The sequence below is a fragment of the Sporosarcina sp. FSL W7-1349 genome (genome assembly GCF_038003045.1).
Taxonomy (GTDB): Bacteria; Bacillota; Bacilli; order Bacillales_A; family Planococcaceae; genus Sporosarcina.
Genome location: NZ_JBBOOK010000003.1, coordinates 52,153 through 66,730 on the forward strand (window position 1 = coordinate 52,153; position 14,578 = coordinate 66,730).

At 46.0% G+C, this 14,578-nt stretch carries 14 protein-coding genes and 1 riboswitch; of the genes, 7 read left to right on the top strand and 7 right to left on the bottom strand.

Going from position 1 to position 14,578, the window contains the following annotated elements; all coding sequences use genetic code 11:
- Nucleotides 1-2: 2 nt before the first annotated feature.
- Entirely contained in the window at nt 3-2,897 is a 2,895-nt protein-coding gene (locus MKY41_RS18845) for an ATP-binding protein (RefSeq protein WP_340746535.1), read from the top strand.
- 8 nt (nt 2,898-2,905) lie between these two features.
- Nucleotides 2,906-3,832, top strand: a complete 927-nt coding sequence (gene yhaM, locus MKY41_RS18850) for a 3'-5' exoribonuclease YhaM (protein WP_340746838.1) — start codon at nt 2,906-2,908, stop codon at nt 3,830-3,832.
- 92 nt (nt 3,833-3,924) lie between these two features.
- Here yhaM and MKY41_RS18855 read toward each other — a convergent pair whose 3' ends face one another.
- Nucleotides 3,925-4,857: a peptidylprolyl isomerase gene (locus MKY41_RS18855; protein WP_340746536.1), complete on the bottom strand. Its 933-nt coding sequence runs from the start codon at nt 4,855-4,857 to the stop codon at nt 3,925-3,927.
- A 551-nt stretch (nt 4,858-5,408) separates the two neighbouring features.
- Here MKY41_RS18855 and MKY41_RS18860 point away from each other — a divergent pair.
- Entirely contained in the window at nt 5,409-5,501 is a 93-nt protein-coding gene (locus MKY41_RS18860; RefSeq protein WP_084212358.1) for a YjcZ family sporulation protein, read from the top strand.
- 144 nt (nt 5,502-5,645) lie between these two features.
- Here the strand turns inward: MKY41_RS18860 and MKY41_RS18865 are convergent, their stop codons facing one another.
- The 4 genes from MKY41_RS18865 to MKY41_RS18880 form a co-directional block, all read right to left on the bottom strand.
- Nucleotides 5,646-5,831 carry a hypothetical protein gene (locus tag MKY41_RS18865; RefSeq protein WP_340746537.1) on the bottom strand — a complete coding sequence of 62 codons (186 nt, stop codon included), beginning with the start codon at nt 5,829-5,831 and terminating at the stop codon, nt 5,646-5,648.
- Between the two features lie 207 nt (nt 5,832-6,038).
- Nucleotides 6,039-6,620, bottom strand: coding sequence for an HTH-type transcriptional regulator Hpr (locus tag MKY41_RS18870; protein WP_340746538.1), 582 nt, complete (start codon nt 6,618-6,620; stop codon nt 6,039-6,041).
- A 178-nt stretch (nt 6,621-6,798) separates the two neighbouring features.
- Nucleotides 6,799-7,161 (bottom strand): YtxH domain-containing protein, encoded by a 363-nt coding sequence (locus MKY41_RS18875; protein WP_340746539.1) that lies wholly within the window; start codon nt 7,159-7,161, stop codon nt 6,799-6,801.
- A 132-nt stretch (nt 7,162-7,293) separates the two neighbouring features.
- Complete coding sequence (locus MKY41_RS18880; protein ID WP_340746540.1) at nt 7,294-7,818, bottom strand: tryptophan transporter; 525 nt, start codon at nt 7,816-7,818, stop codon at nt 7,294-7,296.
- A gap of 225 nt (nt 7,819-8,043) precedes the next feature.
- On the opposite strand from MKY41_RS18880, the gene MKY41_RS18885 reads away from it, so the two are divergent.
- The 3 genes from MKY41_RS18885 to MKY41_RS18895 all read left to right on the top strand — a co-directional run bounded on the left by MKY41_RS18885 (nt 8,044) and on the right by MKY41_RS18895 (nt 10,366).
- Nucleotides 8,044-8,793, top strand: coding sequence for an ABC transporter ATP-binding protein (locus tag MKY41_RS18885; RefSeq protein ID WP_340746541.1), 750 nt, complete (start codon nt 8,044-8,046; stop codon nt 8,791-8,793).
- Nucleotides 8,777-9,982, top strand: coding sequence for an ABC transporter permease (locus tag MKY41_RS18890; protein WP_340746542.1), 1,206 nt, complete (start codon nt 8,777-8,779; stop codon nt 9,980-9,982). The genes MKY41_RS18885 and MKY41_RS18890 overlap by 17 nt, the downstream gene beginning before the upstream one ends.
- 141 nt (nt 9,983-10,123) lie before the next feature.
- Nucleotides 10,124-10,366, top strand: a complete 243-nt coding sequence (locus MKY41_RS18895; protein WP_340746543.1) for an IDEAL domain-containing protein — start codon at nt 10,124-10,126, stop codon at nt 10,364-10,366.
- A gap of 194 nt (nt 10,367-10,560) precedes the next feature.
- Here the strand turns inward: MKY41_RS18895 and MKY41_RS18900 are convergent, their stop codons facing one another.
- Both MKY41_RS18900 and MKY41_RS18905 read right to left on the bottom strand, forming a co-directional pair.
- On the bottom strand, nt 10,561-11,112 hold the full coding sequence (locus MKY41_RS18900) for a phosphoribosyltransferase family protein (RefSeq protein ID WP_340746544.1): 552 nt from the start codon (nt 11,110-11,112) through the stop codon (nt 10,561-10,563).
- 12 nt (nt 11,113-11,124) lie between these two features.
- Nucleotides 11,125-12,198 (bottom strand): NCS2 family permease, encoded by a 1,074-nt coding sequence (locus tag MKY41_RS18905; RefSeq protein ID WP_340746545.1) that lies wholly within the window; start codon nt 12,196-12,198, stop codon nt 11,125-11,127.
- Between the two features lie 113 nt (nt 12,199-12,311).
- Nucleotides 12,312-12,412: riboswitch (purine riboswitch) on the bottom strand.
- 177 nt (nt 12,413-12,589) lie between these two features.
- Between MKY41_RS18905 and uvrB the strand changes: the two genes are divergently transcribed.
- Nucleotides 12,590-14,575, top strand: coding sequence for an excinuclease ABC subunit UvrB (uvrB, locus tag MKY41_RS18910; protein WP_340746546.1), 1,986 nt, complete (start codon nt 12,590-12,592; stop codon nt 14,573-14,575).
- Nucleotides 14,576-14,578 lie beyond the last annotated feature (3 nt).

The window sequence follows — 14,578 nt, forward strand, 5'->3', positions numbered from 1 at the left end:
AGATGCGAATCGAGAAACTGGTCATTTACGGATTCGGGAAACATGAAAATGTCACCATCGAACTAGGTTCCGGCATGAACGTCCTCTATGGGTTGAATGAAGCCGGAAAAACGACGATCCAGCAATTCATCCTTCATATCCTGTTCGGGTTCCCGCAGAAAAATAGTGCGTTGCTGCGGTACGAGCCGAAATCCGGCGGGAAATATGGAGGACAAGTGCAACTGTGGGATGAACGATATGGAATATGTACAATCGAGCGCATCCGTGGAAAGTCCGCCGGCGAGGTGACAGTCAATTTCGGTGATGGAACAGTCGGCGGGGAGGAAAAATTGAAAGAATTGCTTCGCCAATATGACCGTCCTTCATTCGAAGCGATCTTTTCGTTCTCCCTGTTGCAGCTCCAAGGGTTCGAGAAGATGGATGAGGATGAATTGAGCCGGACGCTCCTAGCCTCCGGAACGACCGGGGTGGACGTACTCCTGCAAGTGGAAAAGAAGCTGGAAAAAGAAATGGGCGATCTATTCAAGAAGTCCGGCAAGCTTCCTCAAATGAATGTCAAAATCGAAGAACTTCGGAACTTGGAAAGTGAATTGAAAGCGGAGCGAGAGCGGATTGCAAAGTACGCCCCATCCGTGGATCGACTCCGAGAGATTGACGGGCTGCTGGAGGAGAAGAGGCGGCAAGATATACTCCTGCGGGAAGAGGAGGAACGGTTAGCGCTAGCCCGGCAGATTCAACCGTTGCTGGAGAAAAAGAGGTCCTTGGAATCGCAGTTGGCCGAAAGGAAAGATCTCCGTTTCCCAGTGGATGGTGTGAGACGGTATGAGATGACAGCCGGGAAGTTGGCTGAATCCAAAGCGGCCGCCCGACGGCTGGAAGAGGAGTTGGCCCATGTCAAATCGCAGATGGCCCAAAAAGCGGATGCGGATAAACTCAGTCAACTGGAACGGCTGCTGGCTCGGGAGTCGGAATGGCATGGTTGGCACGCATCGCTTGGATCCCTGCTTGAGGAAAACCGTCAATTGGCGGGAATGAGAAGACGGTTGCTCGACCGCCTCGGCATCGATCCGGATAGGGAAGAGACCTTGTTACAAGCGGATGTGTCCCTGCAAAGGGAAGAAGAACTGGCGGATCGGCTCCGGCAACTGGAAGACAATGAAAAGCGGATCAATGCTGTCCAGTATAGCCTGGAGGAATTAGACAGGGAATGGCGTAGTTTGCAAAGTGAGCTGCATACGCATGAACGATCGGCACCTTCCGAAAAAGATAGAGAATTGGCGGAGCAATGGCCGACAATCCGGCAGCGCCTGGCAGAAGCAAGGGCATATCTCTCCTTGGGAGGAAGTCAAAGCAATTCGAATGAAAAACTGGTGCTCTACGCTTTTCTAGCGGTTGCGGCATTATGTATAGTTTACGGTTTCATTCAGACACAATGGCTGATCATTGCAGTCGGCATCCTCGTGGGCGGCATGGGGATTTTCCTCCATATGAATAATCGCTCTTCTTCAGACATTGAAAAGACGAGGGAAATGGAGAGCTATGTAGCCGCATATGATGGTCAGGAGCGCCATTTCGAAGAATTGGCGGAGAACATCCGCTTATTCCGCGTACAAGAGGAATCGTTGAAAGGCGGACTTGAAAAGGCGGGAGAGCGGCGTCAAGCCATCGAAGCCGAGATGGCTGACTTGCAAACGCGGAAAAGTCGGCTTTCAACAGATTTGGCCCGCTTTCTCCGTGACTATGGGATAAGCGGGATGCCGAGCATGACCATCATTCCGGAACTGTTCCGCATGAGCCGGGAGTTCCAGGAAGTCTCCCGGGACATCGAAATCAATGCAGATCAACTGGCAACCTTGAACGAGAAGATTTCGGAGCGAATCGAGGCAGCAGAACGCCTTCTGCAAAAACAGGTTCAGCCGGATCATTTATATGAACTGCTCAGAAGTGACTTTATGCGTTTGAAAAGGGAAGCGGACCGCTGGAAGTCGTGGGCGGAAACTTTGGACGAACAACAGGCGAAGATCCAAGAATGCGGGAATTTGATCAAGACGTATGAAAATCAAATTAGCTCTTTATTTTCAGAGGCCGGGGCCGCGACGGAAGAACAATTTTACGAAGCGCATAATGCCTATCAGGAGACCGACCTTCTCAAAAGGCAACTGGAGGATGTCCACGCTCAGATTAGCGTACAAGGTGAGATCGATGTCCCGCCATTTCGAACCGATACAGAGTGGGAAGAACAGGGCAGGATGATCAGGGAAAGACGGAAAGCTATTGCCGAAGAAGTGGAGCATCTCGTCGATGAAAAAGCAAAACTTGTGCATCGTACCGATCAGCTTCTGAATGATGAAACCTTGGGACAAAAACAGCAACTGCTCGAAATCAAACGTGCGGAGTTGGTCGTTCTGGCGAAAAAATGGTCCGAACGGAAAGCGGTGACCGAAGCGATTCGGCGGACGATGGACGAATTGAAGGAGCAGAAACTGCCAGCAGTGTTACGGATAGCAGCCGACCTTTTCCATCGATTGACGAACGGAAATTACAAATCGCTATATGTGACAGAAACTGGCCATTTTCAAGCGGTCGCAACGGATGGCAGCTATTTTCCGATAGCGGAATTGAGCCAAGCAACCAAGGAGCAGGCCTACATTGCGCTGCGATTTGCATTGGCGGACTCGATGCAGGATATCGCTCCGTTTCCGCTCATCCTAGATGATCCATTTGTCCACTTTGACGTCGAGCGGCAATCAAGTATGATAGCAGTAATGGAAGAAATGCAAGAGACGCATCAATTCATTTACTTCACCTGCCATGCAGATAGGATGGATAAATGGAAAGATGCGACCATTTTAAACGTTTCCGAATTAGGAAGCGGTAAGGGGGCAGTCGTCTTTTGAAAAAAATCATGGACTATAAAGTGGGCGAACCGGTGGATATTTATTTGCTCATTAAACAAGCGACCCGTGGAATTACACAACAGGGGAGCCCTTTCATGACACTGATTTTACAAGATAAAAGCGGAGATATCGAAGCGAAGCTATGGGATACGACCGATCAGCACGCAGCTACGTATACGGCCGCATCGATCGTGAAAGTCGGTGGGGAGATTCACGAATACCGAGGGAAAAACCAATTGCGCATCAAGAGCATCCGGCCTACGAAAGAGGATGAGGGCGTATCGATCTCGGATCTCGTGCCTTCCGCGTCGAAAACGAAAGAAGTGTTGTACGAGGAATTGATGCAATACTTTTTTGAAATGAAAAACCCGCATATCCAGCGGATTACCCGTCATTTATTGAAAAAACATCAAAGCCAGTTCATGACTTATCCGGCAGCGACTAAAAATCATCATGATTATGTCTCCGGACTTCTCGATCATGTCGTCTCGATGTTAAAACTGGGCAAGGCGATCGCCGATTTATATCCTTCCATCAATAAGGATCTCTTATATGCCGGCATCATTCTCCATGATATTGGGAAAGTGGTGGAGCTTTCCGGACCGGTCGGCACCCAGTACACCATTGAAGGGAATCTGCTGGGCCATATAACAATCATGGTCAATGAAATTTCGATTGCGGCGAATGAACTCGATATTTCCGGTGAGGAAGTGATGCTCCTGCAACATATGGTGCTGAGCCATCACGGAAAAGAGGAGTGGGGAAGTCCGAAGCGTCCGATGCTTAAGGAAGCGGAGATTCTTCATTATATCGATAATATCGATGCGAAAATGAACATGCTGGATCGCGCTTTGGGCAAAGCGGAGCCGGGCGAGTTCACCGAGCGGATTTTCCCGCTCGACAATCGATCATTTTACAAGCCGACATTTGAATGACAAGGAATTGCGAAGCCGTCCCGAATCACTGGGACGGCTTTTTCCTATGTAAAAGACAGACCCCGGTCCGGAGTCTGTCCAATTGGTATAACTTATTTTTTCTCTTCTTTCGTCTCTTCTGCTGGTGCTTCGTCTGTCGCGTCGCTGTTATCTTGGGTGAACATATCTAGAGCTGATTTCAAGTCTTTGTCTTCCACTTTGACGTCTGCGTCTTTCAGCAATTTGGAGATTTTATCGAAGGCTGCATTCTCATCCGCTTTCTCCAGCTTCATTTCTTTGCGGAGGTCTTCTTTCTCTTCTTTGGAATACTCTTTGGCATCCTCTACTTTTCTCTTCTCCGTCACTTGGATGATATGATAGCCGAAGTCAGATTTGACAGGTTCGCTAAGCTTGTTCACTTCTAGCGCATAGGCCCCATCCAGGAACGCACGATCCATCGGGCTTGCGTAACTGATCCAACCTAAGTCACCGCCTGTTTCTTTCGCTGCTTCTTCAATGGAGGATTCCTTTGCAGTGGCAGCAAAATCCGCGCCTTCATCCAATTTCTTTTTCACTTCCTGTGCAGTCTTTTCGTCCTCGACTACGATATGTTTTACTTTCAATTCCGTATTGTTCATTTCAATCCGTTGATTCAGTTCTTCATCGGTCACTTCGACATCCTCTGTCAATGCCGCTTCTTGAAGAGAGTTCAGTTTGATGATTTTCCTGACGCTTTCTTCACTTTGGCCTTGCTGAGCTAAATAAGCTTCAAAGTTTTCGCCAAGTTGATCTTTCATTTTATTAATTTCTTCGTCGACCACTTTGTCGGATACATCATATTTAGCATCAAGCACTTTTTCGAGAACGAGCAGTTGAAGGGTTTCCTTGCCCACACTGTCCTTCATTTCTTGATAGAGCTCTTCCTTTGTCACATTGCCCGCTTTGGACTTGGCGATGACTTCATCGTCGCTTGCTTTATTTCCGCTGCATGCCGATAGGGCAAGGACGGAAGCCGCCATTGTAAGTGCGATTGCCTTTTTTCTCATATCATTTTCTCTCCTAACTTTTATCTAATGAACTAAAGAAGCGAACACAACGAACCGTTACTTTCCGTTCCGGGCGGACGCTTTACACTTCAAGCAACTAGTGTTGCCGTGTCCAAATCTTTTGTTCATCCTATATAAATTCAGCAAAAATCTCTACTACCACAAGTGACGAGGTAGTCTTCAGTATTTACCAATTCAGCGAGTTGTCAAACGCTAGCTAAATTCAGACAATGCCTCAGACCTATAGGATACTAGTGCCGACAATGCCACAGGAATGGCGTTTGTGTGAGCCGGCGATGTCACGGATTTGAGGAAGTAGAGTCCAAGTACGCCGCAACTTGGAAGTGCCTTAATTTCTACAAAGATCGCAGAAATACGGCAAATCGAACACTACGCTGTTCAATTTGCCATTACGCCGTGGCGTAATTGTTAGGGAACAGTAGACACTATACCATAAAAACGCATTGAAAACAAAAAGGTTCCATCGGATGCAACTGCCTACGACAGCAGGAGCGGCCAGCATAGGATACATAGAGAGAGGGGGTGCTCCTATGAGCGGATATAACCAAGGGTCTTCTGGCTTCGCGTTAATTGTCGTGTTGTTCATCCTTCTCATTATTGTCGGCGCAGCCTACTTGTATTGATGCAAGATGCTAACTCGCCAATAACCGGGCAAGGTATCGAGTTATGGCCATCCCACTTATGCAGATAAGTGGAAGACGGGCCGATGATCCAGTCGGGATGAAAAAAGTCCATTCCCCAACAACGGGAATGGACTTTTCCAATTATTATGCCTTAAAAAACACTTCGACATAAAAAGATAAAATCAATATCGTCACTAAAATATTGACGGTTTTAAAAATCTTCGGTTGTTTCTCTTCGGGGATTTCCCGGGATTCACAAAGGGCATATGTCATTTTATTTATTTGGAACAGATAAAATAATGAAAACATCACCGTTGCTATTAAGATCAAGCCCCAAACCTCCTCTTCCATCTCCAAAACAATCATAGCGAAGTTCTGTCTGTGCCGCACACGAAGGAGCAGTCACAGAAGTCAAATCTATGTATGTCGAATTGATTCGTTTTCCGGTGCTTACATACTGGGGATTTCTGTCTCGCTCGTGTTCACTCCAAGTGTGTCGCATGCACAATCTGTTCATTCATCATATAGAAAAAGAAGTTATTTTTCAACAGGTGTGCCCGCTTCTACTGGTACGGATTCCTTTTCTTCCTGTTCCACTTCGAACGTATCCTCGATATTCCGGAAACCGCGTTCGAAAATTTCCATAAAATCTTCCCCATAAATGTTCTTGATGACGGACATAACTTCAAGGAATTCAGGAAATTTCCCGTATAGATTCTTGATCGGCATAGAGCCTTCAAGAACGCCATGGTTGGAAGTGTAATAATTCTTGTTCATTTCCAATAGCAGCTCTTTTCCTTCTTCCGTCACTGCGATATAAGTGTTCCGTCGGTCGTCATCTTTTTTATAGAACTGTAAATACCCCCGTTGCTCCAGTTTCTTGGAAAAGTTGAACGCGGTTGAAACATGCATGACTCCAAATTTAGCCACATCGGAAATCGTAGCCCCATCCAGGTGGAAGGCAATCCATAATATATGGTGTTCATTAATATTCAAGTCATAAGGTTTGATCCATGCCTGCCAATCCTTTTCCACCGCTTTCCAAAGTGCTTTGGACATTTGGGCGACCCGCTGGCTAAATATCATGGCTTCCATTTGCGGAAATGAACTCTGTGTCATTTGGACACCTACTTTCTCTTTTCTTAACTTGATTTTATTATAGCAGGAAAGCAAGAAAGAGAGAAGTTGGAATTGAGAAATAACTTTTGTCAGGATAGTAAAATTTATTTTTGACGTTGTATCGTCATAAATCGAGGGAACAAAACAAGGAGACCCTTTGGAAGCGGGTCCCCTAATATTATTTCTGTTGAGCGGCGATGGAGCGCTCGAGGTCTTCGATGGCTGCTTGGATGTCCGCGATTTCTTGTTCCATCCTCATTCTGTGAGGCGCGGCGGCTTGCTGCCAATCCGACACGACTTCTTTCATTTCCTCGATTGTTTCCGGGATGACTTCCTTCGCTTCTTTTTTCAAGTAAGTGATCGAGTCTTTCAGATTATCAAGCTTATCTTTAAGATCTGAAAACTTCTCTTTCATATCCGTCGAAGCGTTTCTGACGGAAGATCGCAGTTCGCTTCCCGATTGTGGTGTTGAGAATAAGACAGTAATGGCGGCCCCCACCGCACCGGTTGCCAATCCGATTAAAAATGTAGATGTTTTCATCGTTCCCGCGTCCCTTCTTTTCTAATAGTGAACGTCTTGTTTACCTCTTCTACTTTAATTAAAACATTTCCCTCTCTTCTGGGCAATTAAAAAAAGCTTTCCACCGGAAGGGGAAAGCTTTTGGATTCATAATTAATTGGTCACTGCCGTTTTCATGGATGTACGTTTCAGCAAAGTCGTTACAATCGGGTAGATGATAAAGAATGCTACACCGTTCATGGCAACCGCTGGAAGCACGACTGTCAGGAATAGGGCACTGAATGGAAGATCGACGCCTAAGATGAAGATGGCGATCGAAAGGAAAATCGTTCCGGATAAAATGGTACCAATACCGGCAAGAACAGTAGAGCCGATCAGATTATTTCTAATTGATTTGAATGCGACGATGATTGCGTAGATAACGAATGCCGTCACCAATTTATCGATTACGTTCGGTACGAACCCACCAGGGAAGCTTGAAAAGATTCCGGAAATGACGCCTGTCGTCCCACCAAGCAAAAATACATTACGTGCTTGCGGGAACAATAGGATTCCGATGAACATCATTGTCAACATGAAATCCGGTTTCATCCCACCGTTATATCCTGGGATTACTAAGTAAAGAGCGGCACCGACAGCAACTAGCAAAGCCATAAAAACTAAATTTTTTGTATTCACTTCTCATCTCTCCTCAACTCGACTCATATTTGGGCCTTCCTGCCGTATCCTCTTGATCGACAGCGAAAACTTATAATTATAGTACATCAATTTCAGACAATACGCAACTACTATATTTTTCATGAATAAAACGGCAAACGCATATTGTGTAGCAAACGACAAATGATGGACAAGGCATTTTCACATGTCTTTTGTTAAAATATATATTATGAAGGGATGATGAAAATGGCAATTCTTGAATTGAGCGATGTGACGGGCGGTTATACGAGAAAGCCCGTCTTGCATGACTTGAGTTTTGAAATCGAAAAAGGAGAACTCGTCGGCCTGATCGGATTGAATGGAGCGGGGAAAAGTACGACGATCAAACATATCATCGGATTGATGGACCCGCATAGCGGGGAAATCAAGGTCAATGGCGTGACGTTCCATGAAGATCCGGAAATGTACCGCAAATCATTCACCTATATTCCGGAGACTCCCATCTTATATGATGAATTGACATTACAGGAACATCTGGAGCTGACGGCCACGGCATATGGATTAGATGAGGAGTTATTCAAGGCAAGGTCGGAAAAATTATTGAAAGAGTTCCGGATGGAGAAACGGCTGAAGTGGTTTCCAGCCCATTTCTCAAAAGGGATGCGCCAGAAAGTGATGATCATGTGCGCGTTCCTCGTGGAGCCTTCCCTCTATATTATTGATGAGCCGTTTGTCGGCCTGGACCCGCTCGGAATCCGCTCCCTGCTTGAACAAATAACCGATATGAAAGAGGGAGGGGCGTCGGTCCTCATGTCTACTCACGTCCTTTCGACAGCGGAGCGCTATTGCGACCGGATTATTTTGCTGCATGAAGGACGAGTGCGTGCGGCCGGTACGATGGATGACTTGCGGAAGGCGTTTGGACAACCTGGGGCCACTTTGGATGATTTGTATATTGCGATGACAGAGGACAATCACGATGAACGGCTTGCGTGAAATTTGGTCCAGCCGGTTCATCCATTATGTCACGGAACTTCAGAAATACTTGAAGTATGTGTTTACGGGCCATTTGGCGATTGTCCTGATGTTTACAATTGGTGCAGGAGGCTATGCATATAGTGAATGGTTGAAGGAGGTCCCGGCCGATTTTCCGGCGGTTCTTATTACTTCCATTGTCATTGCGGCCGTATTGGCCTATTCGCCGGCAGTGACTCTATTGAAACCGGCCGATATGGTATTCTTCCTGCCGTTCGAGGAGAAGATGGGGCATTATATTGGACGGGCCTTGCGCTGGACAACCTTCTCCCAATTGGCGCTGCCATTGATCTTATACATCGTCGCCTTGCCGTTGCTATCGGCGACTGAAACGGGTTCAAAGGTTATCTTACTATGGCTTGCCGTTTTCATCGTTGTGATTAAATGGATTTTCGTCGAAACAGAATATTTTTTCCGTCACACATTTTCCGGTGGAGGCATATGGAAGGACCGGCTGATTCGTTTCGTTTTGGCAGCCCTTTACATTTATTGTTGGCTTGGGCCGTCCCCTGTTGTTGCAGTCGGGTTTTTAGCGTTGATCAGTTTGTATGGAGCGTATTGGCGGAAAAGGAAGAGTGCAAAACCGTTCCCTTATGAGCATTTCATTGAGTTGGAACAAAATCGGATGATGCGATTTTATCGATTCGCCAATTATTTTACGGATGTGCCTCATTTGCAAGGCTCTGTCAGCAGAAGGGGATGGCTTGGTTTCCTGATGGGAAGGCCGCAGTTCCATAACCCGGCGCCCCAATTCTATTTATTGGTCCGGACTTTCATTCGGACGGATGATATTTTCTGGTTGTGGGTGAGGCTGACCGCGCTATCGATCGTAGGAGTCGTCTTAATACCGTTCCCGATCGTTTCGTTCATCTATGTCGGTGCGCTTGCCTTTGCTTCCGCCGTGCAATTAATTCACGCTTTACGGGCAGGCGACGATTTCCGCATGGATCGGCTGTTTCCCGAAAAGGAGGACTCCCGTCCATCGGCAATCCGGAAATTGGTTAGGCTAGTCCAATGGATCCAGATTATATTGGTTGGATTAGCGGCGTTTATAACTTATGGATTGTCAATGACTCCATTATTCATCATAGCCGTCATGCTCATTATTTCCGAGGCTACGATACGATTGACGCAAGAAAAGAAAGAGTGAAATTGGTTAGGAAAGACCTATTTGTAATGAAATTCATTTCAATCTAGTGTAAGTGATTCAAAAGAAGGAATATTCAAAAAACCCTTGCAACTTCCTGTGCGTATTAGATATAATAAATAAAAGGCATCAGAGGTGAGCGAGATGGAAAACAACTATTCGTATGCTGAATTCTTGAAAGCCGTTGGTAAAAACAGTTCATCGCTCCAAGCGGAAAAATTGTTGAATGAAATCTACATGGATCTGTTTCTCAAACATATTCACCGGGAGCAAACGAAAAAAAGGCTCGTACAGTTAATTGATGATGCGCTTGACCGTCGGGATGAAAAGGCATTTCTGTTGTACACAGAAAGCCTTGCTAAATTGGAAAACCAAGAACAAGAATAAACTTGAAACGAAACGCCGCATATGCAACATGCGGCGTTTTAGTATGTAAAAAAAAGGTTCGACCCATAGAAGGCTATTTTAAAGTTACTCTATGATACATGATACATGGTGTACAGCCTATTTTCCTAGCTACCATGTTGCGTCTGATCCACCTAAAAAAAGTCAGCCCATTAGTCAGGCTGACTTTAACTTATTTACTCACCGTTTTCATTCACAATTAGTGGTAGTTTCTCTAGAAAAATGATATCGTCCCGATCGGCTGCGTCGCCTTCTGCTAAAATGGCGGCTTGGGCTACGATGTTTGCGCCTGCGCTTTCTACAAGTTCTGCGAGCGCGCGAAGGGATTCACCAGTGCTGATGACGTCATCAATCAAGGCGACGCGTTTCCCTTTGATGAAATCTGCATCAAGTCGATCGAGGCAGAGGAATTGTTCTTGTTTTGTAGTAATGGAATTTACTTTGGTAATCAAAGGACTCTCCATATAGGATTTCACTGATTTCCTTGCGACGATATAGCGTGGCATTTCCAGAAGTTTTGACAACTCATGGACAAATGGAATTCCTTTTGCTTCAGCTGTGATGAGAATGTCAACGGCTGGCAATTTTTCTACTAGTAATGGTGCAGCGACAGTAACCATTTCTGTATCCCCAAGAAGAACAAAACTTGCAATGCTTACTGACTCGGAAATGGGAATGATGGGAAGCTCTCTTGTTAATCCGCCAACCTCAAGTGTGTATGTTTTCATAGTGATCCTCCATTAGAAACCGAAAAGATTTATTAAAAATTGTATGATGATACCGGATAGCATGCCAAGGAAAGGATCTGTAATAGCAGTGACGATCATGGTGATGCCGCCGACAATACCAGTACCCGCACCTTCACCCGTCAATGCTGTGATAGCATTACTTGGAAGCGTAACGATCGCACCGAGGACGAATAAAAAGCCTGCAATGGAAGCGCTCGGTACATATTTCCCGATCTTAGGAAGTAGACCTGTAACCAAGATAATGGCCATTAAAACCATCATCAAGACCCCGGACCAGACAGCATGAGGTGCACTTGCTGTTGCTGAAATGACAATTTCTACGGGAGCTCCTCCGAATAGGGAAGACACCATGTCCGCTAAACTACTGATAATCGTTATGATATCCACATTGACACTTGAATTCGCGATCTCGCCGTTTATTTTACCGAAAGCGATATTAGCTCCGATGTTTAAACAGACCATTGCCAACGCCCCACGAATGACCATAGGATTTACAATTAATTTTTGTAAGTGAAATCCTTCTTTAATGGCGGGCCGTTCGGTTGAATCCTTGCTTTCTTTTTTCAGAAAAGCATAGACGATGCTGGAAAGGATAACCGATGCTGTAATGGTATAAACTAAATCCTTCGTTGCAAAATAGACGATCAGTGCGCTAAACATAGAAGTAATACCAACGATGCGATCGCTTTTCGCCATATCCCATGCCACTTTAGATAGCATAATTCCCACACCGGCCATCATACCTGTTGTAATAATAGGGCCGATCCAATCAATCAATGACTCCAAAACACCAAAGAGACCGATCACCAAAAGGACGCAGGCTCCGAAGAAAATCATAGAGAGACGTTCTCTCATATTTTTCCCCATTGTTCCAGCCAATGTAATGGTTTCAGCCTGATATGAAATAACCGCAACATTACTCGTTGCCGCATTTCCAAAAGCCCCTACCATAAAAGCAAGTGCTGTTGGAATGGAGGCGAACCCAAACGTTAGTGCAAGCAATCCTTGAGGTAGTGCATTTAATACCCCACTGAGTGCTGCTAGTATATCTTTCCAAATGTCCATCTAGTTCTCCCTTCACTACGCCACCGTACCCGGAAACAACAAAATAGACTATTTGTGATGCACAACTCAAATAAGATGGAGACATTCCAAATAAATTGAAATGTCCCCACGAATAGAAGAAATGTACCAGCCGTAGTAGAACAATTAAGGTTGCTCCGTAGAAACTCCCGAACCAGATTATCAGGATTATACAGGGGTAATAAAATGTAATTTTCGTTATAAAAATAGCATACTCTAAGCGCGTGTACAAGTGTAAAAAAATGTTAATGAATGTTTGCCAAGTAGTAAATGTACAGAAGCAAAAGGTTTGAAAAACACACGTTCGTTTTTATTAGGTGAATAAAAGGGAATGTGATAAAATGGAGGCAATTCATGTTGGGAGTGTTTGATTATGAAGAATTATCAATTCGACTTACAAGCTCCTTATTCACCGTCAGGCGATCAACCTTCGGCCATCTCCAGTTTAGTGGAAGGGCTGGCGAAAGGGAAAAAACACCAGACTTTGCTGGGAGCGACTGGAACAGGCAAGACGTTCACCATTTCGAACGTCGTGAAAGAAATTAATCGACCAACCTTGGTCATTGCACATAATAAAACATTGGCAGGTCAGCTATATAGTGAGTTTAAGGAGTTCTTTCCGAATAATGCGGTAGAGTACTTTGTCAGTTTCTATGATTATTATCAGCCGGAAGCGTATGTCCCTCAAACAGATACGTACATTGAAAAAGACTCCAGTATCAACGACGAGATCGATAAATTGCGCCACTCGGCCACATCGTCTTTGTTCGAACGGAATGATGTCCTGATTGTCGCATCCGTATCATGCATCTACGGCCTCGGTTCGCCGGAGGAATACCGGAACCATCTCATTTCGTTGCGTCCGGGCATGGAAATCGAACGGAATGTGTTGCTTCGGAGATTGGTGGACAACCTGTATGAGCGCAATGATGTCAACTTCACTCGAGGAACGTTTCGGGTGCGCGGAGACGTCGTGGAAGTACTCCCAGCCTCACAGGACGAACATTGCTTGCGTATCGAATTTTTCGGGGATGAAATCGAACGGATTCGCGAAGTCGATGCGTTGACGGGAGAAATTTTGGGAGAACGGGAACATGTCGCCATCTTCCCGGCTTCCCACTTCGTCACCGGCGAAGCGAAAATGGTGAAGGCAATCGAGAATATTGAAATTGAATTGGAAGAGCAATTGAAGATTTTACGGGAACAGGACAAGCTACTCGAAGCGCAACGCTTGGAGCAACGCACGCGTTACGACCTTGAAATGATGCGTGAAATGGGCTTCTGTTCCGGGATTGAGAACTACTCCAGGCATTTGACGCTGCGTCCGCCTGGTGCAACACCTTACACCCTCCTAGACTATTTTCCAGATGACTTTTTAATTGTGGCGGATGAAAGCCATGTCACTTTGCCGCAAATCCGCGGTATGTACAACGGGGACCAAGCGCGTAAAAAAGTGCTGGTCGACCACGGTTTCCGACTGCCCTCCGCATTGGATAACCGGCCGCTCATGTTCGAAGAATTCGAACGGTATATCCACCGGGCCATCTATGTGTCCGCCACTCCAGGACCATATGAAATCGAACATACGCCGGAAATGGTGGAGCAGATTATCCGTCCGACCGGCCTGTTGGATCCGATTATCGAAGTCCGTCCGATTGAAGGCCAGATTGATGACCTACTGGACGAAATCCAACAGCGGGTGGAAAGGAACGAACGAGTGCTCATCACTACGTTGACCAAGAAAATGTCCGAGGACCTGACAGACTATTTGAAAGATGTTGGCGTCAAGGTCAATTACCTTCATTCTGAAATCAAAACGCTTGAACGGATTGAAATCATCCGGGAGTTGCGGCTCGGTACGTACGATGTCCTCATCGGCATCAACTTGCTGCGGGAAGGGCTGGATATCCCGGAAGTGTCATTGGTCGCCATCCTCGATGCGGATAAAGAAGGGTTCCTCCGTTCCGAACGGTCGCTGATTCAGACGATCGGCCGCGCAGCGCGGAATTCGAACGGACATGTCATCATGTACGCGGATCGGATGACCGACTCGATGACAAAAGCAATCGAAGAAACGAAGCGGCGCCGTGAAATCCAAATGGCGTACAACGAAAAACATGGCATCATACCGAAGACAATCCAAAAAGAAGTACGTGATGTCATCCGGGCTACACAAGTGGCGGACGAAGCCGTGTCCTATATCGATAAAGTGACAGAAGGAAAGAAATTGACGAAAGAAGAGAAGACTGCACTTCTTGCGACGTTGGAGTCTGAGATGAAGGAAGCGGCTAAAGCGCTTGACTTTGAACGCGCTGCCGAATTACGCGATACCATTTTGGAATTGAAAGCGGAAAGGTAGATA

What these genes read in the sequence shown, in the direction of transcription:
- MKY41_RS18885 (WP_340746541.1), top strand. Translation starts at nt 8,044, where the DNA reads ATGGCAATTCTTGAATTGAGCGATGTGACGGGCGGTTATACGAGAAAG.
- MKY41_RS18890 (WP_340746542.1), top strand. Translation starts at nt 8,777, where the DNA reads ATGAACGGCTTGCGTGAAATTTGGTCCAGCCGGTTCATCCATTATGTC.
- MKY41_RS18870 (WP_340746538.1), bottom strand. Translation starts at nt 6,620, where the DNA reads ATGACACAGAGTTCATTTCCGCAAATGGAAGCCATGATATTTAGCCAG.
- yhaM (WP_340746838.1), top strand. Translation starts at nt 2,906, where the DNA reads ATGGACTATAAAGTGGGCGAACCGGTGGATATTTATTTGCTCATTAAA.
- MKY41_RS18855 (WP_340746536.1), bottom strand. Translation starts at nt 4,857, where the DNA reads ATGAGAAAAAAGGCAATCGCACTTACAATGGCGGCTTCCGTCCTTGCC.
- MKY41_RS18905 (WP_340746545.1), bottom strand. Translation starts at nt 12,198, where the DNA reads ATGGACATTTGGAAAGATATACTAGCAGCACTCAGTGGGGTATTAAAT.
- MKY41_RS18895 (WP_340746543.1), top strand. Translation starts at nt 10,124, where the DNA reads ATGGAAAACAACTATTCGTATGCTGAATTCTTGAAAGCCGTTGGTAAA.
- MKY41_RS18900 (WP_340746544.1), bottom strand. Translation starts at nt 11,112, where the DNA reads ATGAAAACATACACACTTGAGGTTGGCGGATTAACAAGAGAGCTTCCC.
- MKY41_RS18860 (WP_084212358.1), top strand. Translation starts at nt 5,409, where the DNA reads ATGAGCGGATATAACCAAGGGTCTTCTGGCTTCGCGTTAATTGTCGTG.
- uvrB (WP_340746546.1), top strand. Translation starts at nt 12,590, where the DNA reads ATGAAGAATTATCAATTCGACTTACAAGCTCCTTATTCACCGTCAGGC.
- MKY41_RS18875 (WP_340746539.1), bottom strand. Translation starts at nt 7,161, where the DNA reads ATGAAAACATCTACATTTTTAATCGGATTGGCAACCGGTGCGGTGGGG.
- MKY41_RS18845 (WP_340746535.1), top strand. Translation starts at nt 3, where the DNA reads ATGCGAATCGAGAAACTGGTCATTTACGGATTCGGGAAACATGAAAAT.